Raw genomic sequence first — 21,866 nt, forward strand, 5'->3', positions numbered from 1 at the left:
TGTCTCCTTCTCGAGCGATGGTTAGGCCTGGACGGGCGCGGGCTCTCGGGTGGCGGGGGCGCCGGCACGGGTCGGGGTGGGCAGGGGGCGGAAGCGGCGCAGGCGGAGGCTGTTGGTGACGACGAACACGCTGCTGAACGCCATTGCCGCGGCGGCGAGGATGGGGTTGAGCAGGGCGAGCATCGCGACCGGGATCGCGGCGACGTTGTACGCGAACGCCCAGAACAGGTTCCCCTTGATCGTGCCCAGGGTGCGGCGGGCCAGCCGGATCGCGTCCGGGACCAGCATCAGGTCGCCGGAGACGATGGTCAGGTCCGCGGCGGTGATGGCCGCGTCGGTGCCGGTGCCCATCGCGATCCCGAGGTCGGCGGCGGCGAGGGCTGCGGCGTCGTTGACGCCGTCGCCGACCATCGCGACCACCCGGCCCGCGGCCTGCAGGTCGCGGATGGTGTCGAGCTTGCCCTGCGGGGTGACCCCGGCGCGGACGTCCTCGATCCCGGCCTGGTTGGCGATCGCGCGGGCGGCGCCGGGGTTGTCGCCGGTGAGCAGGATCGGGGTCAACCCGAGCTCCCGGAGCCGTGCGACCGCCTCACGGCTGGTGGGTTTGATGGTGTCGGCGACGCTGATCGCCCCGCGCACCTGCCCGTCCCACGCCACCACCGTCACCGTCGCCCCCGCCGCCTCGTCCGCCGCGATGGTCGCGGCGAGCTCGGCGGGGATGGGGAGCGCCCATTGGGTGGTGATCCAGGAGGCGCGGCCGGCGGCGACCAGGCGGCCGTCGACGATGCCCTGCACGCCTTGACCGGCCTCGGCGGCGAATGACTCCACGGCATCCGTCGGGCCGTCGGCTGCGGCGGTGATGGCGCGGCCGATGGGGTGCTCGGAGCCGTGCTCGAGCGCCGCGGCGAACCGGATCAGCTCCGCCTCATCGGTGCCGGGAGCGGGGTGGATGCCGGTGACGGTCATGGTGCCGGCGGTGATGGTGCCGGTCTTGTCGAGCACGACGGTGTCGATGCGGCGGGTCTGCTCGAGCACCTGGGGTCCGCGGATGAGGATGCCCAGCTGGGCGCCGCGGCCGGTGCCGACCAGCAGAGCGGTCGGCGTCGCCAGCCCCAGCGCGCACGGGCAGGCGATGATCAGGGTGGTCACCGCGGCGGTGAAGGCGACCTCCAAGGGCGCCCCCGCGATCAGCCACCCGGCGAACGCGGCCAGGGCGAGGACGATGACGATGGGGACGAAGACGGCCGACACCCGGTCGGCGAGGCGCTGCACCTGGGCCTTGCCGGTCTGCGCCTCCTCGACCAGCCGCGCCATCCGGGCCAGCTCGGTGTCGGCGCCGACGCGGGTGATCTGCACGAGCAGGCGCCCGCCGGTGTTCACAGTCGCGCCGACCACGCGGGAGCCGGGGGCGACTTCGACCGGCACGGACTCGCCGGTCAGCATCGACTCGTCCACCGCGGACATTCCCTCGGTGACGAGGCCGTCGGCGGGGATCTTCTCACCCGGCCGCACCACCACGACATCACCCGGAACGAGCTGTGCGACGGGGACGCGCTGCTCAGTGCCTTCGCGGAGGATCACTGCGTCCTTGGCGCCGAGCTCCAGCAGGGCGCGCAGGGCCTCGCCGGACTGCCGCTTGGCACGAACCTCGAGGTAGCGGCCGAGGAGGATGAACACGGTCACCAGCGCGGCGACCTCCAGGTACACCTCGTGGCCACCGGCCTGCGGGGTGCCGACGAAGGTGACGCTCATCCGCATTCCCGGCATCCCCGCACCGCCGAAGAACAGCGCGTACAGCGACCAGCCGAACGCGGCCAGCACCCCGACGCTGATCAGAGTGTCCATCGTCGCCGCCCCGTGCCGGGCATTGATCGCCGCGGCGCGGTGGAACGGCCACGCCCCCCACACCACCACCGGCGCGGCCAGGGTGAGCGTGAGCCACTGCCAGTAGGTGAACTGCAGGGCGGGGATCATCGACAGCACCGCGACCGGCACCGCCAGCACCGCCGAGACGATCAGCCGCTGCCGCAGCGACGCCAGCTCATCGTCCCGCGGGATGGTCTGCTCAGCCGTGTCGGGCACAGGCGGGGCTGGGAGGCTCGCTCCGTACCCCGCCTGCTCGACCGCCGCGATCAGCTCCTCCACCGGCACCGGGGCCTCCGAGTGCACGCGGGCCTTCTCGGTGGCGAAGTTGACCGTCGCCTCCACCCCGGGCAGCTTGTTCAGCTTCCGCTCGACCCGCGTCGCGCACGACGCGCAGGTCATCCCGGTGATGTCGAGATCGACGTCCAGCGTGCTCATGAGGCTGCGGCGAGGCTGTACCCGGCCTCCTCCACCGCCGCCCGCACCCGCTCCGCATCCACCGGCGTCGCGCTGGACACCGTCACCGTGGACACGCCACCGGCGTGCAGATCGACCGCGACGTCGGAGACACCGTCGATCGCGGAGACCTCCTCGGTGACGCTACGCACGCAGTGCGCGCAGGTCATCCCCTCCACCAGGAACTGCGCCGACACGGTCTCACCCGCCGCCGTCTGCTGCGCCGGCGCGCCGGTGTCGGTGGCTGCCGTGGCGTGGGAGGTGGGGCTGCAACAGGCGCAGCCACCGCCGGTGCTGGTCGCCTGCAGGCCGAGGTCCTGGAATCCCTGTCCGGTCATGATGTGCTCCCTTCAAGAGCGTTGAACGATGTGAGTGGGGACGACGTTAGGAGCGCACGAGGCGCGCGATCGCGGCGTTCGCCTCGCGGAGCTTCTCCTCCGCGAGCGGGCCGCCTTCGGCGGTCGCCTGCGCGACGCAATGCGCGAGGTGGTCTTCCAGCAGCGACAGCGCGACGGACTCCAGCGCCTTCGTCGCCGCCGACACCTGGGTCAGCACGTCGATGCAGTACACGTCCTCGTCGATCATCCGCGCGATCCCGCGCACCTGACCCTCCGCGCGGCTCAGCCGCGCCAGCAGCGCCGGCTTGTTGTCCACATACCCGTGTGCCATCTCGCACCTCCACCCACAATCTACCATACCCTGTAGGGGTACAGGGTGTAGGGTGAGGTCATGACCGGCATCCAGGAGCCGCGGCCCGCACAGACCACCCGTTGGCACGTCGTGACGGGCGGTCCCAGCTCGGGCAAGACCACCACGGTCAACCTGCTGCGGGGCCGCGGGTACACGACCACAATCGAGCACGCCCGCCACTACATCGACCTGCAACGGATCACCGGGCGCAGCACCGCGGAGGTGCGGGCACGGCAGAGCGAGTTCCAGCGCGCCGTCGTCGACATGCAGATCGAGCAGGAACGCTCCCTCGACCCGCAACAGACCGTGTTCCTGGACCGTGCTCTGCCGGACTCGCTCGCCTACTACCGCTTCCTCGGCCTCGCCCCCGGCACCGCCCTGCTGGGCGCGCTGGCCGGCGCCCGGTACGCGACGGTGTTCCTGCTTGACCTGCTCCCGCTGGCGTCCGACTACGCGCGCACCGAGGACCCCGCCGCGCAGCGGCGCATCCACGACCTGCTCGGGCTGGTGTACCAGGAGCTGGGCTTTCCCGTCGTCACCGTCCCCGCACTCGCCCCCGACGCGCGCGTCGACTTCATCCTCGAACGAGCATCGGCCGGCACTCCAGCCGAGAGGGGCGTGAGCTGATGGGCGCGGGGAGTAGCCGGTACCGGCAGATCGGGGCCGTGCTGCGCCGGCACGGACTCGGCGTCCTGGCCGGCGTGCTGGGCCTGGGCGGCTTGGTGCCGTTCCACCGCGGCGCCCTCGGACACGCCCGGCAGGAGGACCCCTACACGAACCCCGAGCATGTGCGGGTCGCGTTGGAGGAGCTCGGGCCGACGTTCGTGAAACTGGGCCAGATCCTCTCCACCCGGCACGATCTGCTCCCCGCGGCATGGGTCGCCGAGTTCGCCAAACTGCAGGACGACGTCGCCGCGGCACCGTGGGAGGGCATTCGGGACGTGCTCCGTGAAGAGCTCGGCGCCGACCCAGAGCACGTGTTCGCCCAGTTCGACCCGGTGCCGCTGGCGGCGGCGTCCATCGGGCAGGCGTACGCGGCAACTCTTCACGACGGCACCGAGGTCGTCGTGAAGGTGCGCCGGCCCGGCGTGGTCGCGCAGGTGCATGAAGACCTGGACATTCTCCGCAACCTCGCCGACCGCGCCGACCGGCGCTGGGATGCCATCCGGCAGTACGACCTGCCCGGGCTGGTGGAGGAGTTCTCCCGCACGCTGCGTGCCGAGCTGGACTACCTGCAGGAGGCCCGCAACGCCGAACGGTTCGCGCAGGAGTTCGCCCACGCGGCGCGGGTGCGGATTCCCCGCGTGCACGGGGAGACCACGACCTCGCGCGTGCTGACCCTGGAGCGGATGAGCGGGGTGCGGATCGACGACCTGGAGGGCCTGGACGCCGCCGGCATCGACCGGGTCGCACTCGCGCGGCTGGGTGCCGACATCGTGCTCACGATGGTGTTCGACAACCGGTTCTTCCATGCCGACCCCCATCCCGGGAACATGTTCGTGCAGCCCGACGGCGCGCTCGCGCTGATCGACTTCGGGATGGTCGGGGAGCTCACCGAACAGACCACGGACGGCCTCGCCGGCATCGTGCTCGCCTTCACCCGCGACGACCCGGACACCCTCACCACCGCCCTGATAGAACTCTCCCGGACCGCCGACGTCGTCGACCGGGCAGGGCTGCGGCAGGCGATCACCGCGTTCACGGCCCGCTACCGGGGCCGTTCGCTGTCGGAGATCAGCCTCGCAATCATGCTCCAGCAGCTGCTCGGCATCCTGCAGCAGCACCAGCTGCACCTTCCGCAGGAGACGGCGCTGCTGTTCAAAGTGCTGATGATGGCCGAAGGGACCGCGGCGCGGCTGGATCCGGACTTCCAGATGCTCGACGCCCTGCAGCCCTACGCTGAGCAGCTCACCCGCGCCCAGCTGTCCCTGCCGGCTCTGGCCCGGCGATGGGCGCGCGCGGGAGCCGACACCGGGGCACTGCTCACCGAGCTGCCCGCCACCCTGAGCCGGCTCCGGCATCTCCTCGAAGACGGCGGGTTCGAGGTGCACCTGCGCGCGACGGAGCTGGAACCTCTCGTCGGGCGCGCCGAACGCGTCGGCAACCGTGTCGTCGCGGGAATGATCGCCGCCGCGCTGATCAGCGGGATCGGCACCCTCGTCGGCGGGAACACGAAATGGCGCTCCCGGGAAGGCGTCCTGATCGGCGCCGGGACCGGCACGATCGGCGCCCTCGGCAGCTATCTGCTGTGGACGCTGCGGCGCCGCCGACCCCGCCCCTGACCCGCGCACGGCTCAAGAACACCACGAAAGGAGACGAAGATGGACAGGATCAGAGTCGGCGTCAACGGGTACGGAGTGATCGGCAAGAGGGTCGCCGACGCCGTCCACGCCCAACCCGACATGCACCTGGTGGGCGTCGCGGACATCGTCACCGACTGGCGAATACAATCCGCCGTCCCGCGGCTGCCCGTATTCGCCGCCACCCCCGACGCGCACAGCGGCATGGTGGACACCGGCATCCGCCCCGAGGGAACCCTCGACGATCTCCTCGCGCAGAGCGACGTGATCGTCGATACGACCCCCAAGCACGTCGCCGCCGGAAACCTGCCCCGCTACCAGGCGGCGGGAGTAAAGGTGATCGTGCAGGGCGGGGAAGCGCACTCGACCACCGGGCACTCCTTCGTCGCCCAGGCCAACTACGCCACCGCGCTCGGCCGGGACCTGACCCGGGTGGTGTCCTGCAACACCACCAGCATCGTCCGCGTCCTCGGCGCGCTCGAAAACGCCGGGCTGCTGCTGCGCGCCCGCGGGGTTACTGGTAGGGCCGAATGTCGCAGGGTGCACTATTCATCCTGGGATTAGTTCAGTCAACACTGTATGATCAGTGCATGCTGACCATTGCTCCACGTCTCGACGTCATGAACCGGCTCGGCCGGGCCATGGCGGACCCGACGCGCTCCCGGATACTGATGACCCTGCTCGACGGCCCCAGCTACCCGGCGGTGCTCTCGCGTGAGCTGGAGCTGACCCGCTCGAACGTCTCGAACCACCTGACCTGTCTGCGCGACTGCGGCATCGTGGTCGCCGAGCCGGAAGGGCGGCAGACGCGCTACGAGATCGCGGACCCGCACCTCGCGGCGGCGCTGACCGCGCTGGTGGACGTGACGCTCGCGGTGGACGAGCACGCGCCCTGCATGGACGCTTCGTGCACGGTGCCGGGCTGCTGCGGGACGGGAGCGGGCGCGTGAGCGCGGCGTGCGGCTGCGAGCACGACGAGCCTGAGACCGCAGTCGGCGAAGAGGCCGAGGAGGCGGAGCGCCCCTGGTGGCGGGACCGCGGGATCATGGTCCCGGTCTTCTCCGGTGTGGCGTTCCTCACCGGTCTGGCGCTGGAGTGGTCCGGGATGGAGATCCCTGCGCTGGTGCTGTTCTGGATCGGCCTGCTGCTGGGCGCGTCGACGTTCACGCCGGGCGCGATCCGGAACCTCTTCAAGGGCAAGCTCGGCATCGGGCTGCTGATGACCATCAGCGCGGTCGGCGCGGTGATCCTCGGCTACGTCGAGGAGGCCGCAGCGCTGGCATTCCTGTACTCGATCGCCGAGGCGCTGGAGGACAAGGCGATGGACCGTGCCCGCGGCGGGCTGCGGGCACTGCTCAAGCTCGTCCCGGAGACCGCCACCATCCGCCGCGACGGCGTCTCGGTCGAGGTCGCCGCGAAGGATCTGGCTGTCGGGCAGCTGATGTTGGTGCGGCCGGGTGAGCGGATCGCGACCGACGGCGTCGTCCGCACGGGACGTTCCAGCCTGGACACGTCCGCGATCACCGGGGAGTCGATCCCGGTCGAGGTCGAACCCGGCGATGCCGTCTCCGCCGGCGCAATCAACACCGCCGGGGCACTGGAGGTCGAAACGACCGCGGCAGGCACCGACAACTCACTGACCACGATCGTCGACCTCGTGGAGAAGGCTCAGGCGGAGAAGGGCGACCGCGCCCGCCTCGCCGACCGCATCGCCCGCCCTCTCGTCCCGGGCGTGCTGATCCTCGCCGCCCTGGTCGCGATCATCGGCTCGCTGCTCGGCGACCCGGAGCTGTGGATCACCCGCGCCCTGGTCGTGCTGGTCGCGGCATCGCCCTGCGCACTGGCGATCTCCGTGCCGCTGACCGTGGTCGCGGCGATCGGCTCGGCGAGCAAGTTCGGCGTGATCATCAAGTCCGGTGCCGCGTTCGAGCGGTTCGGCGTGATCCGCCACGTCGCCGTCGACAAGACCGGCACCCTCACCCGCAACGAGCCCGCCGTCACCGCCGTCCTCACCGTGGACGGTGTGAGCGAGGCGGAGGCGCTGGCGTGGGCGGCCGCTCTGGAGCAGCACAGCACCCACCCCCTCGCCGCCGCGATCACCGCCGCAGCGCCGGATGCCCCTGCGGCGGAGGGCGTGACCGAGCAGGCCGGGCACGGCATCGAGGGCGAGCTCGCCGGCGCGCGGATCACCGTCGGCAGCCCGCGCTGGCTCGACGCCGGGACCCTCGGCGACCGGGTCGCGGGGCTGGAGGAGCAGGGCATGACAGTCGTGATCGTCCACCGCGGCGGCGTCCCGGTCGCCGCGATCGGCGTCCGCGACGAGCTGCGCCCCGAGGTCCCTGAAGTGGTCCGCACCCTCGCGACCCAGGGCATCGGGGTGACCATGCTCACCGGCGACAACGCCCGCACCGCCCGCGCCCTCGCTGCGCAGGCAGGGATCGATGACGTGCGCGCCGAGCTGCGCCCGGAGGACAAGGCCGCCGCGATCGCAGAGTTCGGTGCGAAGGGGCCGGTCGCGATGATCGGCGACGGCATCAACGACGCCCCTGCGCTGGCCGCCGCGGACATCGGTATCGCGATGGGCGCGACGGGCTCCGACGCCGCGATCGAGTCGGCCGACGTGGCCTTCACCGGTCACGATCTGCGGCTTCTGCCGCGCGCGTTCGACCACGCCCGTCGGGGGCGGCACATCATCAACCAGAACATCATCTTGTCGCTGCTGATCATCAGCGTGCTGCTCCCGCTGGCCCTGTTCGGCGTCCTGGGCCTCGCCGCCGTGGTCCTGGTGCACGAGATCGCCGAGGTGATCGTGATCCTCAACGGCCTGCGCGCCGCGTCGACGCGGAAGGCAAGCACGTGACCGCGCAGGACGTCGCCGCCGCGTGACGGCTTGATCCGGGACCATGCGGATGACCTTTAGATTTCACATCAGAGTTCGCGCGCGTTGATCGGCGACTTGCCTGCTGGCTAGGGGCCTATCGGGCGGGCCGTATGCCGGGGTCTAATGGCCATGATCATTTGGTTCCGGTTTCCCTTCGCCTCGGGTCTGTCTTCGTTATGGTCGGGCGAAGGGGCGGGCAGCAGTCGGGGTCGTTTTCGCGGCGGTGTCGCCTGGCACGCGCTGTCATCACGATGCTTGCAACCACCGCGAGGATCAGGAGTGCGGCACCGCCCGTGATCACCCACGGGTTGCGGAGGAGGGTGCCGATCCCTGTGATCGTGCCTCCGACGACGAGAAGTGGAAGGAGGGCGCAGCAGCCGACCACGAGCAGTGCGGCGACGGCCCCAAGGAGCAGGCCACGGCCGCCTCGCTGGTCGTCCTGGTTGGGAGGCATTGGTGTTCTGTCCTCTCGTGGTGCCGTCTCAGCAGCAGGTCTCGGGACCGCAGCAGCTTCCAGACAGTTCGTCGGCACCGGTCCGGGGGCGCTCGAGCATCTCGGTGATCAGGGTGCTGCCAACCTCGAAGGCATCGGCGACCGTGAGGATTTGGGCCATCGGGTGTTCCGTGAGCCATCCGGCGGCGTCCTCGCGGGAAGCGAAGTAGTGGACCTGGTTGCAGAACGAGGAGCGAATCGAGTGCATGGCCTCGGGGCTGACCAAGGACACCACCGCGGTCGCCGGTTCCACGCTAGTGACACCGGCGGTCGAGTCGACGGTGACGCGGATCGTGTCGCCGCTGGCCGGGGAGATCGATTCGACCCGGGCGGGCCGATCGAGGAGCGGGCGAGGCTCCAGTTTCTGATGGGGTGGATCCGCTGTCTGGCGCGCGGTCAGGCGCAGCAGGACAGCATCGACACATCGGTGGTGAAGGCCTTGGCGACGATCCGGATGCCTTCGGCCGTGGTCAGGTACGGGGCCCACGCGTCGGCGACCTCGGTGATGGTCTTGCCGAGGATGTGGACACCTGCGGCGGCGAGTTCGCCGGCGTCCTTGGCGACCGCGGTCAGGCCGAGGATCTCGCCGGTGTCCGCGTTGGCGACCATCTTGATGAACCCGCGGGTGTCCCGGTTCACCAGCGCGCGGGGCACGTACTCCAGTGGCAGGACACGGCAGTCGCAGCGGATCCCGGCCGCGATGACCTCCTTCTCGGTCATCCCGACCGCGCCGACGGCAGGGCTCGTGAATGTGACCCGCGGCATCCGCGTGTAGTCGACCGACGTGCTGGCGTCAGTGAAGGCGTTCTCGGCGACCAACGTGCCGTGCCGGGCTGCGACGTAGACGAACTCGGGGTGCCCGGTGACATCCCCAGCCGCCCAGACGCGAGGGTTGGAGGACTGCAACTGGTCGGTGACCACGACCTCTCCGGCCGCGCCGGTCTTCACTTGCACGGTCTCGAGGTTGAGCCCGTCGGTGACCGGGGCGCGGCCGAGCGCGACGAGGATCTCGTCGGCACGGAACTCCTGCACGCCGCCCGAGACCTCGGCCGCGGCGACGATCTGGCCGGTGCCCGGGTCGCGGGTGACGCGGGTGGGGATGGCGCGGCGGACCACTCGGATGCCCTCGTCGGCGAAGATTTCCTGCAACGCCTTGGAGACTTCCGGCTCCTCCTTCGACGCCAGCCGGGACCTCACCAGCAGAGTCACCTTCGAGCCGAGCCGGGCGAACAACTGTGCCATCTCCAGCGCCACATAGCCCCCGCCGAGCACCAGCAGCGAGTCAGGCACCTCGGACAGCTCCATCGCCGACGTCGAGGTGAGAAAGTCGACGCCGTCCAGCCCCTCGATGGCAGGAGCCCACGGGCGGGAGCCTGTGGCGATGAGGTAGTGGGCGGCCTCGATGGTTTCGACGGTGCCGTCCGCGGCGGTGACCTCGAGGACCGACGCATCCGGCGTGCCGGCGAACGCCGCCTCGCCCTGGCGGACCGGCCAGCCGTAGGCTTCTGCCACGTCGATGTACTTCTCACTCCGCATCGCCTCGACCAGGTCCTGCTTGCCACCCACCAGCCCGTGCATGTCTACCGGGCCAGCGGTGGCGGCGATCCCCGGGAACCGGGAGCCCGCATCCGCGGCCACGTGGCGGGCCTCGGCGGCCGCGAGCAGCGCCTTGGACGGAACGCACCCCGTGTTCACGCACGTGCCGCCCAACGTGCCGCGCTCGATCATCACCACCGACTTTCCCAGTGTGGTGGCGCGGATCGCCGCGGCGAATGCCGCGCCACCCGACCCAATCACGGCCAGATCAAACCTCGATGGCATCCTTATTCCTCCCTGGACATCTTGGAACATCCCGCTGATACACTCATCATGAACCTTCCACCACAGGGGAAGGTCAAGCACGAAATTTGCGACCAGCGAAAAGGGGGGCGGGGAATGCGGATCGGAGAGCTCGCCGACGCGGCCGGCACCACGGCGAAGACGTTGCGGTTCTACGAGGACCAGGGGCTCCTGCCGCCGGCCGGGCGCACGCCCAGCGGCTACCGCAACTACACCGCCGAGACCATCGCCCGAATCGACTTCATCCACCGCGGCCAAGCCGCTGGACTCACCCTCGCCCAGATCCAGCAGATCCTCCACATCCGCGACCACGGCCAAGCGCCCTGCAGCCACGTCCGCGACCTCCTCGACGCACGCCTCACCGATATCGACCAGCAGCTCAGGCAGCTCCACGACCTGCGCGACACCCTCGCCGGGCTCCGCGACCAGGCCGAGCACGTCGAGCCCGACACGTGCAGCTCGGATCAGGTCTGCCGCTATCTGTAGCCAAGCCCGGGGGTCTGTCCGATAATTCAGGCAGTCCCACTGGAGGCGCAAGCGTAGCGGGAGGCCATTGGTGCTCAGGTCGAGGTTGAGCGCAGCGCGGGATAGTCGGACCATTCGCCCCCGGAGAGGCGTGCCCAGGCGGCAGCTGATGACGCCGTGATGCCGAGCAGGTCGGACACGATTCGAGGATGCAGTTGTCGGGTGAGGTCCATCAGCGCGGTGACACGAGCGCTGCCGGCGAGGAGTCCTTCTTGACGGAGTCGACGGCTGAGCGGCCCGGGGGTGATCGGTCGGCCCGGGTTCCTGCCCGGGAAGAGCCAAGTGTCGGAGCGGTTGCCGTCGAGCAGCTGGACCATTGCTTCGGCGAGGACTTCGGGCAGCTCGATCGGTTCAGTTCCGACCGTCAGCGTCATGGGGCGCGCGGTCGTATCGACTTGTGCGCGGGTGATCGCTGCGATGCGGGTCAGGTGGAGCCCGTAGAACAGGACGAGCAATCCGCTGACTCGCGTCACGGGATCCATGTCGTCTCGCGTGATGAACGCGCGTGCCATCGTCCACCGATGGTCGGCGGCGTAGTCGCGCCCTTCGAGGCGATGGCTGCGGAACTCGACCCGGAGGCGGCTCAGGCGGTGCCGTCGCAGCCACCGGGTGAACGGCGCGAGGGCATCCCGTTGTGAGGGCGAACCGGTGAGGAAGCCGTCGAGAGATCGCTGCGGGTATGTCGTCAGCGTTTCGCCGCTCGCGCGGATCTGCTGCAGGAGGGCCGCGCACCGCTTCAGCGCCGCACGCACCTTCTGATAGGTGGAGCCGGATCGGACGGCCGTAGCTGGTCTGCCCCTGAGTGATCTGCCCGACGGCAGCAGCTCCCAGGTGCAGTACCGCCGTAGGAGGAGCCGGTCCTCGGGATGGGGGACGGTCGGAAGCCACCGTTGGAACCAGTGCTCGAACCTCGCCGCTTGGATGTCGAAATCGGGCAGCACGCCTGAGCGGATGAGGAGCGAGAGCAGGAATGCCACGGACTGGCCGGCGTGCGCTCTGGTCATGATCGCGTCCGCGGTGAGGGGCAGCGTGCCATCGGCGAGCTCACGGAGGACGACCGCACAGCGGCTCTTGTACAGCCACCGCTCGAGGGAGATCGCACTGCCGTGGTGCGTCACCAGATACTCCGCGAGCGGGTGCAGCTCGGGGCGGATCTCTCCGCTGTCGTCAGCAAGCAGTTGCTGGATGGCGATAGGTCGCCGGCACTCTACGCATAGCCGGTGCTTGCGCACCTCTTCGATCGTCCCGCATCCCGGGCATGCCATCGTCACGGGAGCTCCTGCGCACTCGGCGCAGACCTTGTGCCCATTCATGAAGCCAGTGAGGAACACCTTCCGCCCGCACTCCGGGCACGGCTGGGGGCGTCGCATCGCGTAGTAGCAGCGGGCGCAGACCCGTCGGCCGTCCAGGTGCGTCGCTACGCGGCCCGGCTCCCCGCAGAGCTCGCACATCTTGACCGGCGCGGTGTAGCACGCGAGACAGACGAGCGCGGGGCGACGGACGATAATCGTGGCGTTCTGCCCGCATCGCGAGCAGTCGCCGAACGACCGCGGATCGGCTCGCCAGCAGTCCCGGCAGAACCGTTGCCCATCGACGGTGCGCTGCACGGGCTGAACTCGTCCGCATCTGGCACACGCGACCGATCGGGCATTCCGTTCACAGCGCGAGCAGTGGCGACCGCCGGTCTGCGTCTTGTGAGGCATCCGAACGGCACGTCCACAGGAATCGCATGTGGGCAAGACGACCCGCCCGGCACCCTCGTTCACGAGAGCGTGGGCCAGATCCTGCACCGTCACCGGTACGTTCCGGTGTCGCCCTTCGAGGACTCCAGGTTGTTTGAGGAGCGCGAGTTCGAGACGCCGTTGGGTGAGCGGCACGGGTGCGACTTCAGCCACGATCTCAACAAGGCGCTCCACCGGGATCTCCGGCGCGATCGCGTGGACGAGCCCGGCGACCTCAGCAACCCTGGGCTCCTGCGGAGGCTTCGCCACCGCGGCCTACTTCGAGCGCGGGCGACGGATCGTGGCCCGCACGGGCCGCAGATCGCCGATCGCACCCCGCGTCGCCTCTTCACCCACCGCGACCGGGGCCGCAGCCTCCCGGCGGGTGACCTGCACGAGGTCGTCGAGCGAGCACTCCAACGCGTCGCACAGCGCGGCGAGCACGTCGATGCGAACCCGCTGCGGTGCTTGCGTCACCAGTCGGTACACCTGTTCCCGGGACAGGTCGACGCCCCGCTCCTCGAGCAACGGCTTCAGCTTGGAGGTCTGGAAGATCCCGCGCGAGGCCATCACGCTGCGGAGGCTCCATGCGGTCTCGAGCTCAACGGTCATCTGCTTCTCCTTCGATGAGGGCCTTCAATGCGTCCGCGAGTACCCGGTTCTTGAAGTCCGAGCTGACGGAGGCGTAGATCGAGGTCGTCGAAGCATGCATGTGCCCGACCTGCTCCTGGACGAATCGGTCGGCGTAGCCGAACTCGAGCAGGTGCGTCACGTACGAATGCCGGAGGCTGTGCAGAGTCAGGGCCTTTGACAAGCCGGCCTCGTCCCGCAGCTCCGCGAACCGCCGGTCGAGATAGCCGGCCGACAGTCGGGTGCGGCGTTCCGTCACCCACAGCGCGTCAAGACGGTATCCACGCCACCCGCGCAATTGTCGACGGCGGGCTGCGGAGCCGCGTGATCGTACTCACGACGTTCGACTTGGACGAGTACGCCTTCGGGGCACTCCGCGCGGGGGCGAGTGCGTTCCTCTTCAAAACTGCGACACACCAAGAACTCGTGGACGCCGTACGCGTCGTCGCTCGAGGCGATGCCATCGTGACGCCCCGCATCACACGGCAGCTCATCGACGCCTACACCGGCCGCGACCAGCCCGTCCCGGGCGGACAGGGCCTCTCGGTTCTGTCCCCCCGAGAACGCGACGTTTTCAACGCGATCGCGCTCGGCCTCTCCAACGGCGAGATCAGCCAGGCACTGCATCACCCGCAACGGTGAAGACGCATATCAACCGAATCTTCGCCAAGCTCGGCGTCCGCGACCGCGTGCAGGCTGTGATTCTTGCCCACCAGCTCGGGTAGACCATCGGTGGTCAAGCGAACTGATGCGCGAACGCGACGGGGCTGAGCCCTAGACGCCGCGGTGCCGAAGTGAGACACTTCTCTGTTCTACTTCGGGAGGTCACCATGGGCGACGATGAACCGGCGGTCGATTGGGAAGGCGTCATCCGCGAGATGATCACGCGTGCGACCGAGGCGGCGCCCACCGAACCGGGCGTCTACAAGATGCCGTGCGGTGAGTGTGTGGTCGATTTCTTCATCACCGCTGAGGGCGAGGAACGCTGGCTCGTCGCCGGGGACGACCGCTCCTACACTCGTGAGACCGTCGCGATCGCCCGTCACGGAGACCACCCCTGGGAGCGTCTCTACACGCTCGCTGACGCGGCAAGGGAAGTGGCGCGAGTCGCCGCCGCGAACGGCGGCGACATCGACCGAGTACTCGAGGAGCTGGTCAAAGCAATCGACGACCGCGAGGTCGAGCGGGTGGTGCGTGAGCGGGATGGCATGAGCGGTGAACCGCTCGAGGATCTGGCGGCGCGCTTCGGGGTCGACCTCGATGATCTCTAGGAACATCTACACCCGTCTAGCGAAACGATAGATATCCCTAGATTTCTCGAGGGCCACGCTCATCGAAGGAGGCCGGTGTGAGCCAGTATCCGTGGTTTGACTTCGACCAGGTGGACTTCGTCACCTCGGACCAGCACTTCAGCCACGCACGGATCAGCGAACTCGCCGACCGCCCGTTCGCGACCGTGGAAGAGATGAACGCGGAGCTGGTGCGACGGTGGAACGAGGTCGTGGGACCGGACGACATCGTCCTTCATCTCGGTGACCTCGCGCTCGGACCGATCGAGGAATCTGTCGGGCTGACCGAGCACCTGAACGGGCGACGATTTCTCGTGCCCGGCAACCACGACCGAGTTTCGCCGGCAACACAGTCAAGGCGCGCGATCGAACGATTCGCCCCGCTGTACGAGGCGGCCGGGTGGAGCATACTCCCCGAGGTCATCGAGGGCACCCGCCGCGGGTACCGGATCCTGGCATCCCACTATCCCTACAGCGGCGACTCGCACGGCACCGACCGGCATACGAGGCACCGCCCACGCGGCGACGAGGGCGTTCCGCTGCTGCACGGTCACACGCATGCCCGCGATCACGGCCCCCACGGGCACGAGTTCCACGTCGGCGTCGACGCCCACGACTTCACGCCCATCCGCTTCACCGTCATCGACGAATGGATCCGCAGCCTGCCGGACATCGAGACACGACTGCAGGCCGCAACTCGGGAAGCGCGCACCGTGCTCGCCGATATCGTCGGCGGCGAAACCCCGGGCTCGGACGCGCTGTTCTACACACAGGGATACAACGAGCTCGTCATCGTTCTCGAGGAGCTTCTCGCCGCGCTCCCTCCCGACGAGGCGGACGGGTAGCCGGGAACAGGTCGCCGTTCGCGGTGGGGCCGGATCGGAGAGTGCGCGTCTCGGTCCGGTAGCGCACCCATCCCTGCCTTCGCCAATGCACCATCACGAGGCTCCGGACTGCGCGTGACGACCACGCCTCCTCGTGGTCGGCGTAGTCGGGGTCTTGTGCGGCGAGCTCGGTGAACAGCTCGCGGAACGTCGGCGGTTCGCCGTGCTCGCGGGTGTACCGGTGGATGATCTTCACAGCGCGACGCGCCCAGCTCGGCGCGCTCTTCGCTGACGTGAGCTCGGTGAACAGCGGCGCCAGGTGAGGTGCCGACCACGGCTTTTCGGTCCACCCGGAGTTGTTCCACTGCATCGTGTCGGGCTGGAGGACCGGCTCGCCATCCTCGGTAGAGCCGGGGCTCACCGCCGCGCCTCGGGGTCGACGGACGCGCGCAGTGAACCAGCGGGCGTGGTCGGCGGGGAGCTGAGCTCAGTCTGTGACCCGGCGTCCTCCGTCACGGCCATCAGCGCCGCGGTGTACTTCTCCCCTGTCACCTTCATGCGCTCCCGTGCTGCCCGTTGCAGACGACTGGAGGTCCGCTTCTTCTCGGCCATGATGCCTTCTTCTCTTCGGTAGGTGATGTGGTCTGGGTATGGGGGTCGGCGGCGAGGGCGCGATGGAGCTCGCGAGCGAGCCGTTCGCCGAGTGGGGTGAGGCGCATCGGCCTGTTGCGTGCCGCGGCAACGAACAGGCCCCCGCCGACGTCGGCGCCGAGGCTTGCGAGCTGGGCGCTCAGTGAGCTTTGGGTCGTGCGGATGGTCGCCGCGGCGGCGCGCACGTTGTCGTGCTGTGTGGCGATGAGGAATCGGCGCGCGCGTTCGATGGGGTGGCGGCCGACGAGGGCGCGCTGGAGGAGCCGTGACCGGCCGGCCAGTGGGTGAGGGGTGCGGTCGTGTGGGCCGGGTCGCATCGTGATGCCTGCCGCTTGGATGCGGTGCGCGATCGTGGGAGCGCTGCAGCCGACGAGCGCCGCGATCTGTCGCAGCGTCATCCCTTCCGTCTCGTACCGCTCGCGCAGCCAAGCCTCGTCGATGACGAACGTGGTGGGCCGTCCGCGGCGGAGGGTGCTGTTGCCGTCGGCGAGCACACGCGACACCGTCTGCCGCGATACTCCCGTCCGCCGTGCGAGCTCATAGGTGGTCGCGCCCTCACCGTATTGGGCGATGAGTTCGCGGCTGCGAGATGGTGTGTCGAGTGCGCCACGGACGGGTCTGGCCGTCGCCCACTCACCGACGGGGTCGCTGCGGACGGCGGGTTCGATGTGCGTCGACAGCGGGGGCGCCCAGCTGAGTGGCTCGTCGATCCCTCGGCGGAGCAGGAAGGCGCGGCCGATATCGTTCAGCTCGCGGCGCACGGTGTCCGGCAGCGTCTTCGTGAACGTCGTGACCGTCCGCGGAGATATCCCGGCCGCGTCCCATGCTTCCGGTGCGCGTCGCATCGAGTTGCCGGTGATGGCCCGGTAGAGGTGGGCGCGCGCATGGCGGTGTCGGGCGCCGGAGCCGGGTTGGACATTCAGTCGGGCGCACAGCTGCTGCCATTCCTCTTCGGGAAGGAGTTCAGTGCAGTCGAGTCTGCGGCGGCGTGCGTAGTCGATCGGTGTCTCGTGGCTGTCGAGGTAGGCGGCGAGGTTGAGGATCGCCGCGAGGGCGGGCGTCTCCGCGCCCGGCCTCCCGAACTCGCGCATCACATGAGTGACCTGACGAATGGGCGCCGTCGAGTCCAGGAGGGCGAGGGCAGCGGAGTGGGTCAGCCGTGTGCCGGTGAACACGACGGCCGCGGCCAGCGCGGAGGCGGCGACGTCGCCGTTGATGCGGCGTGGGGTGAGCGCGTTCGTCCATTCATCCCAGAGTTGTGCGGGCACCTTCCGTGCCCGCTCTTCCGGGTTTACGTCCGAGGCTGGCGCAGCTTGTAGGAACAGCGTCGGTCGTCGGGTGCGTCCGAGGGACGCGGCGATCAGTCGCTGCAGCTGCGGCGTCTGACCGGTGTACGACGTGCTCACCGCGAGGCGCCCAGCCAGCAGCCGAACCGCACGGTCGGGGTCTTCGAGTGCGGCGATCGCGATCGTCGTACCGACCGCGCCGCCGGCCGCTGTGGGCGGTCCCGCCCACGTCCACTCATGCTTGTCTCGAGGCACCGCCGCGAGGAGGTCCGTTTCCAGCTCTGGCATGTCGAGGTCGCCGCCATCGCAGAGCGTAACTCCTGCGGCGCGGGTGAGGAGACGGATGTCTTCGAGGACGGTGATCGCGGGTTGCGGGGCGTCCGCATAGATCCCGAACCGGCCCTCGCCGGTGGAGAGGATCTGCATCATTCGGCGCTGTGCGTGGAGCGCCGGGTCGGGTGCGGCGATGCGTTCGGGATGCGCGGTGAGGTCGCCGCGGCAGCGGCTCGCGATCGGGCCCGTCCCGGCACCGGCGACGGGATTGTGGCAGTGCCCGGGATGTGGGATCCCGGCGAGCGGGTGCCCGGTGTGACGCGGTGGCTTGTGGCACACCGGGCAGTTGTCGGCGAGGATGCGGCGGTGTCTGACGCACGCGAAGGTGAATGGGAACTGCCACGACATCCGCCACCTGCCTCCGGAGTCCGCCAGGCATTCGGGGCAGTACCGTCCCGCCATCCCGCCGACGGGGCAGCGGAAGCTGATCCGTCCCTGCCGGGTGTAGCGGATCGCGTGGCGTGCGAACCGCATCCGCGTCATCTCCTGGAACTGCGCCGCCGGGATCCCCGTCGACCGCTCCAGCCGGGACGCCTGCTCATCGGTGAGCTCGGTCGCCCACTGCGCGGCCATCCACGATGTCGCTGACACCGCCCTGCCGCCCTCCTGCTCCACCAGGCCGAGCGCGCACGCCATCTCCGCGACAGTCGCGCGGTTCGCGGCCGCCGAGGCCTCCAGCCAGGAGTCGAACGGCTCATCCGGCAAGGGGCGGACCCGGAACGGAAGGACGCGCACGGCACCGGCCGTCTCGCTCATCAGGCGGCCTCCTCGCCGGTCTCTTCGGCGCCGTCGCTCTTCAGTCGGCGTCGGCGCCGCTCACGGCGTGCCCGATCCTCTTGGTCGTGCTTGGCCTGCAGCTCGGTGCGCTCCGTTTCTGCTCCCTCGTCGATGCGGATGTCGTCGAGGAGCTTCCGGTCGATCCGCTCGGCGCCGGTGCGGATGGCGCGGGACGCGCCGCGGCGGATGAGGTCCATGAGCGAGCCGATGTTGCCGGTGGTGCGGGCAAACAGGTACCGCGACATGTCGACGAGCATCCCTTCGTGCGCGTCCGCGAGCACGAGGGCCTGTTCGATGTGCCAGAGCAGGCTGTCCCACTCCTGGCGGGTCTGCTTGGTGCGCAGGCTGTACGGGTCGAGGCTGAGCACGGTCCAGCGGCGGAACGTCTGCGCCATCGCCGCTTCCTTCCCGGTCGCGCCCTCGCCGACGAGGCCGCGTTCGCGGAGCGCGACGCCGGCGAACAGGAAGGTGGCGCTGTACTCGTTGGACAGCCACTTCAGCTGGTTCGCGACCTCGACACCGTCGCGGGTGCGCATCTGGATGAAGTGCAGATCGTCGATGATCACGAGGCGGGTGTCGTGCCGTTCGATGCAGTCCGCGGCCGCCCGCGCCAGATCTCGGCCGGCCATCGAACGGTGCAGGATGCCCGCGGTCGCGGGGTGGGCGTAGAACCCGAGGATCATCATGTGCAGGCCCTTGATCGTGAGGCGCCCTGGGACGGTGATGTGGCAGACCGGGAGGTGGAGGATGTCGCGATCCTCGTCGAGGTACTCGCCCACTTCCGCGATCCGCTGACGGTGGAAGTCGCGCCCGAACGTGTTGACCACCGTCGACTTCCCGAGGGCCGGTGGGGCGTCGAGGGCGGCGGCGGATTTGACCCGGTCGGAGTCCTGCAGGTTGCTGTCCAGGATGTCGCCCAGTTGCAGGTGCACCCCGTGCACCTGCCGGGTGCGCAGCAGGATGTTCGCGTGCCACGCCCGCCGGTCCGCGTTGTACCGCGCGAACTCGTCCGGGCCGAACGACGCAAGCTGCTCCGGCGTTAGCAGCGCGGGCTTATCGCGCGGGGGACGTTCGGCGAAGTCCTTCCATCCCTCGTAGGTCGACAGGCTCCGCTGCCGGCGAGGCGCGTCGTGCTCGCCCGGGACTGTGGTGGTCATTGGATCATCTCCATCGGCTCGAAGTGGTAGTCGGATCGGATCGTGGGTTCGTCGATGTCGTCCTCGTCGTCGTCATCGCCCGTTTCGGGAATGTCGACGCGTTTGCGTGGGTCGCGGACCTCGCCGGTGAGCTCCCGTCCGAGATCTGTGGTGGGGTTCAGTTCGGCCTCGAGCATCCGCTGCACGGTGCGTAGCGACCACACCCCGTCAGCCGCGGGATCCTTCTCGTTGAGCTGCGCGGCCATGCGGGAACTCATCCGCCTCTCCGATGGGGTGAGCGCGCGTCCCGCGCCCCAGTCCTCGAGCAGCTGCGCGGCGACGTCGTCGACCTGAGAGGGGCGGCCCTGGCGGATCGCGATCTTCTTCGCGTACTCCAGCGCGTCGAGGCTGAACGGTGTGTCGAAGGCTCCCTTGTGCTCCCACTCGAGGGTGTGCCAGGTGCCGTCCTCGGGGTCGTGGAAGTAGATCTGCGTCAGGTCGTCGGGGTTGACCACGAACGGCCATTCCGTGCCCTTGTCTCGGTGGATCGACCGGGCGCGGTTGCGGTACTTCGCGACCGAGTCTCCGGTGTAGCGCAGCTTGTGGATCTCGACCCCGTAATGGTTGAACTGCCGTTTCACCACCGGCAGCAGCTCGAGGAGAACGCTCCGGTCGATCGGCATCCGCAGTTGCCCGGCAACGGCGAGCCCCTGGTCGTATCTCTCGGCGGGGCTGAGCTTGACGCCGGGGAGGCGGGGATCCTCGAGGGAGTCGTGGGGTCGGAGGTGGTAGACCGTCGCGACCCATTCGCGGATGATCTGCTCCAGCTGCGGGACCGTGTAGACCGCGTCGGCTTCGACGTCGTCGCCGCGGCCGCCGACGTCGGCGCCCTTATAGCCGGGGAGTTCCTGGAGGAACGTGTCGAGGGTGCGGAAGAACCTCTCGACGGGGCTCTTGTCGGTGGGCTGGTAGACGCGAGCTGGCTGGATGGATATGCCCAGGCGTGCGCACGCGCTGGTCACGTGCTCCGAGAGGTATGGTGCGCCGTGGTCGACGATGATCGTGTCGGGCAGGATCCCCGCACGGACGAACCGCGGGACGCGGATGCGCGTCGGGTCGACGAGCACGGAACCGGCGACGCCGTGGAAGGGCCATCGTGCGCTCGTGCCCCACTCCGCGGGAGTGTCGAAGGGTTGGCACGCTTCCATGAGCACGCCGGATACGTCGATGGATTTCGTTGAGCCGGGCGTCAGCCGCATGCCGAGGATGCAGCGGGAGTAGAGGTCGATCGCGACCGTGAGGTCTGCGGCGACCCACTTGCCGGTCACCGGGGCGACGGCGAAGACGTTGAGCGGTGTCGTGTCGAGGAGGACGTAATGGCCGGGCGCGGTGGCGTGCAGGCGACCATAGGGGGCGGGCGGCCGGTTCGCGTTGGAGCGCTTGCGTTTGGTGCTCCCGGAGAAGGTCGCGCGGCCACGGGAGAGCTCGTCGAGGATCTTGTATGCGGCGCTTCGAGAAGGGGCGGCGACGATACCTGGCCCGTGGGTGCGGTCGGCTCGGGCGTTGACTCTCGCGATGATGATGCTTTTCGCGACCTTCGACTCCGGCGTCTGCTCATCGATGACCTCGCGTGCCGCCGTGACCCAGCGGTCGTCGAAGTTGACGAGCAGATTGCCCGGCTGCGCCTTGCGGTGATCGATCAGTCCGATCTCGCCGGCATCCTTGTACCGCGCCACCCACCTCGCGACGGTCCGGCGGCCCTTACCGAGCTCGAGCGCCTTCGCCGCGATCCGCTCTTCGACGCGACGCTCCGGATGGTAGGCGAGCTTCGGTTCGCCCTCACGTGCGATCTCGGCCGTCCCCGACCGGTAGCCGGTGAGGACCTCTCGCACATGATCAGCGCGCTCGGCGGACACCGCGCGGGCCGCGTCGCTGGCATCGGCCCAGATGACGCCCAGTGGACCCGCGTCTTCATTGCGACTGTTTCCGGGGATGTGTGTCGTACCTCCCTCAGTGCGTGGCCGTAGGAGGTCGATCATCCGCAGGCGCCGAACCTGCCCAGTTCGAGTGCGGACGACGACCGCGCCATCGCAGATCTCCGCAACAGTGCAGGCGTCGCCGTCGTAGACGATATCCACGCCTGGTTTCAGGGTCCACGTGCTGCTCATCGCT

General features: G+C 69.3%; 21 protein-coding genes and 1 pseudogene. 10 read left to right on the forward strand and 12 right to left on the reverse strand.

All coding sequences use genetic code 11. From position 1 onward, the window contains the following. Positions 1 to 21 precede the first annotated feature (21 nt). From MicroSTF_RS11535 to MicroSTF_RS11545, 3 genes are read right to left on the reverse strand one after another with little or no spacing between them, the layout of a single operon-like run. Positions 22 to 2,301, reverse strand: coding sequence for a heavy metal translocating P-type ATPase (locus tag MicroSTF_RS11535; protein ID WP_060960785.1), 2,280 nt, complete (start codon positions 2,299 to 2,301; stop codon positions 22 to 24). Then, a complete protein-coding gene (locus MicroSTF_RS11540) occupies positions 2,298 to 2,657 on the reverse strand; it encodes a heavy-metal-associated domain-containing protein (protein ID WP_051498747.1) in 360 nt (119 codons plus the stop codon). Before MicroSTF_RS11540 ends, MicroSTF_RS11535 begins: the two co-directional genes overlap by 4 nt. 46 nt (positions 2,658 to 2,703) lie before the next feature. Further along, positions 2,704 to 2,988, reverse strand: coding sequence for a metal-sensitive transcriptional regulator (locus MicroSTF_RS11545; protein WP_005049572.1), 285 nt, complete (start codon positions 2,986 to 2,988; stop codon positions 2,704 to 2,706). A 60-nt stretch (positions 2,989 to 3,048) separates the two neighbouring features. Between MicroSTF_RS11545 and MicroSTF_RS11550 the strand changes: the two genes are divergently transcribed. The 5 genes and pseudogenes from MicroSTF_RS11550 (at position 3,049) to MicroSTF_RS11570 (ending at position 8,169) form a co-directional block, all read left to right on the forward strand. Beyond that, positions 3,049 to 3,636, forward strand: a complete 588-nt coding sequence (locus MicroSTF_RS11550) for an AAA family ATPase (RefSeq protein WP_036286077.1) — start codon at positions 3,049 to 3,051, stop codon at positions 3,634 to 3,636. Further along, positions 3,636 to 5,291 carry an ABC1 kinase family protein gene (locus MicroSTF_RS11555; protein ID WP_036286080.1) on the forward strand — a complete coding sequence of 552 codons (1,656 nt, stop codon included), beginning with the start codon at positions 3,636 to 3,638 and terminating at the stop codon, positions 5,289 to 5,291. The genes MicroSTF_RS11550 and MicroSTF_RS11555 overlap by 1 nt, the downstream gene beginning before the upstream one ends. A 39-nt stretch (positions 5,292 to 5,330) precedes the next feature. After that, positions 5,331 to 5,822 (forward strand): annotated as a pseudogene (locus tag MicroSTF_RS11560) (type II glyceraldehyde-3-phosphate dehydrogenase); the annotation flags it as partial. 77 nt (positions 5,823 to 5,899) lie between these two features. Continuing rightward, positions 5,900 to 6,259, forward strand: a complete 360-nt coding sequence (gene cmtR / locus MicroSTF_RS11565; RefSeq protein ID WP_060960787.1) for a Cd(II)/Pb(II)-sensing metalloregulatory transcriptional regulator CmtR — start codon at positions 5,900 to 5,902, stop codon at positions 6,257 to 6,259. After that, a complete protein-coding gene (locus MicroSTF_RS11570; protein WP_322955735.1) occupies positions 6,256 to 8,169 on the forward strand; it encodes a cation-translocating P-type ATPase in 1,914 nt (637 codons plus the stop codon). The genes cmtR and MicroSTF_RS11570 overlap by 4 nt, the downstream gene beginning before the upstream one ends. A gap of 503 nt (positions 8,170 to 8,672) precedes the next feature. Here MicroSTF_RS11570 and merB read toward each other — a convergent pair. Together merB and merA are read right to left on the reverse strand one after the other, a co-directional pair. Beyond that, the gene (gene merB, locus MicroSTF_RS11575) at positions 8,673 to 9,170 is read right to left on the reverse strand and encodes an organomercurial lyase (RefSeq protein WP_082829205.1); all 498 of its coding nucleotides are present in this window, start codon (positions 9,168 to 9,170) and stop codon (positions 8,673 to 8,675) included. After that, positions 9,080 to 10,504, reverse strand: a complete 1,425-nt coding sequence (merA, locus tag MicroSTF_RS11580; RefSeq protein WP_036286088.1) for a mercury(II) reductase — start codon at positions 10,502 to 10,504, stop codon at positions 9,080 to 9,082. The genes merB and merA overlap by 91 nt, the downstream gene beginning before the upstream one ends. Positions 10,505 to 10,618: 114 nt before the next feature. Between merA and MicroSTF_RS11585 the strand changes: the two genes are divergently transcribed. Further along, positions 10,619 to 11,008 (forward strand): heavy metal-responsive transcriptional regulator, encoded by a 390-nt coding sequence (locus MicroSTF_RS11585; protein WP_017828519.1) that lies wholly within the window; start codon positions 10,619 to 10,621, stop codon positions 11,006 to 11,008. A gap of 74 nt (positions 11,009 to 11,082) precedes the next feature. Here MicroSTF_RS11585 and MicroSTF_RS11590 read toward each other — a convergent pair whose 3' ends face one another. The 3 genes from MicroSTF_RS11590 to MicroSTF_RS11600 all read right to left on the reverse strand — a co-directional run bounded on the left by MicroSTF_RS11590 (position 11,083) and on the right by MicroSTF_RS11600 (position 13,696). Then, positions 11,083 to 12,312, reverse strand: coding sequence for a hypothetical protein (locus tag MicroSTF_RS11590; RefSeq protein ID WP_223849007.1), 1,230 nt, complete (start codon positions 12,310 to 12,312; stop codon positions 11,083 to 11,085). Positions 12,313 to 13,044: 732 nt separating this feature from the next. Next, complete coding sequence (locus MicroSTF_RS11595) at positions 13,045 to 13,380, reverse strand: helix-turn-helix domain-containing protein (RefSeq protein WP_060960789.1); 336 nt, start codon at positions 13,378 to 13,380, stop codon at positions 13,045 to 13,047. Continuing rightward, a complete protein-coding gene (locus MicroSTF_RS11600; RefSeq protein ID WP_275587390.1) occupies positions 13,370 to 13,696 on the reverse strand; it encodes a tyrosine-type recombinase/integrase in 327 nt (108 codons plus the stop codon). Before MicroSTF_RS11600 ends, MicroSTF_RS11595 begins: the two co-directional genes overlap by 11 nt. A 26-nt stretch (positions 13,697 to 13,722) precedes the next feature. Here MicroSTF_RS11600 and MicroSTF_RS11605 point away from each other — a divergent pair, with 26 nt between their 5' ends. The 4 genes from MicroSTF_RS11605 (at position 13,723) to MicroSTF_RS11615 (ending at position 15,532) form a co-directional block, all read left to right on the forward strand. Then, a complete protein-coding gene (locus MicroSTF_RS11605; RefSeq protein WP_322955743.1) occupies positions 13,723 to 14,040 on the forward strand; it encodes a LuxR C-terminal-related transcriptional regulator in 318 nt (105 codons plus the stop codon). Continuing rightward, complete coding sequence (locus MicroSTF_RS19215) at positions 14,037 to 14,123, forward strand: hypothetical protein (RefSeq protein ID WP_349885370.1); 87 nt, start codon at positions 14,037 to 14,039, stop codon at positions 14,121 to 14,123. The genes MicroSTF_RS11605 and MicroSTF_RS19215 overlap by 4 nt, the downstream gene beginning before the upstream one ends. A gap of 105 nt (positions 14,124 to 14,228) precedes the next feature. Further along, positions 14,229 to 14,669, forward strand: coding sequence for a zinc ABC transporter ATPase (locus MicroSTF_RS11610; RefSeq protein ID WP_322955746.1), 441 nt, complete (start codon positions 14,229 to 14,231; stop codon positions 14,667 to 14,669). Positions 14,670 to 14,746: 77 nt separating this feature from the next. Next, entirely contained in the window at positions 14,747 to 15,532 is a 786-nt protein-coding gene (locus tag MicroSTF_RS11615; RefSeq protein ID WP_322955749.1) for a hypothetical protein, read from the forward strand. On the opposite strand, the gene MicroSTF_RS11620 is transcribed toward MicroSTF_RS11615, so the two are convergent. The 4 genes from MicroSTF_RS11620 to MicroSTF_RS11635 form a co-directional block, all read right to left on the reverse strand. Then, complete coding sequence (locus tag MicroSTF_RS11620; RefSeq protein ID WP_147251391.1) at positions 15,477 to 15,932, reverse strand: hypothetical protein; 456 nt, start codon at positions 15,930 to 15,932, stop codon at positions 15,477 to 15,479. The two genes, MicroSTF_RS11615 and MicroSTF_RS11620, sit on opposite strands and share 56 nt — an antisense overlap. 133 nt (positions 15,933 to 16,065) lie before the next feature. Continuing rightward, positions 16,066 to 18,537 carry a TniQ family protein gene (locus MicroSTF_RS11625; RefSeq protein ID WP_322955753.1) on the reverse strand — a complete coding sequence of 824 codons (2,472 nt, stop codon included), beginning with the start codon at positions 18,535 to 18,537 and terminating at the stop codon, positions 16,066 to 16,068. After that, a complete protein-coding gene (locus MicroSTF_RS11630) occupies positions 18,537 to 19,715 on the reverse strand; it encodes an AAA family ATPase (protein WP_299985435.1) in 1,179 nt (392 codons plus the stop codon). Before MicroSTF_RS11630 ends, MicroSTF_RS11625 begins: the two co-directional genes overlap by 1 nt. Further along, positions 19,712 to 21,862, reverse strand: a complete 2,151-nt coding sequence (locus MicroSTF_RS11635; RefSeq protein ID WP_299985433.1) for an integrase — start codon at positions 21,860 to 21,862, stop codon at positions 19,712 to 19,714. Before MicroSTF_RS11635 ends, MicroSTF_RS11630 begins: the two co-directional genes overlap by 4 nt. Between the last annotated feature and the right edge of the window lie 4 nt (positions 21,863 to 21,866).

Origin of the sequence: Microbacterium sp. STF-2 (genome assembly GCF_034650155.1) — a bacterium.
GTDB classification, from domain to species: Bacteria; Actinomycetota; Actinomycetes; order Actinomycetales; family Microbacteriaceae; genus Microbacterium; species Microbacterium maritypicum_A.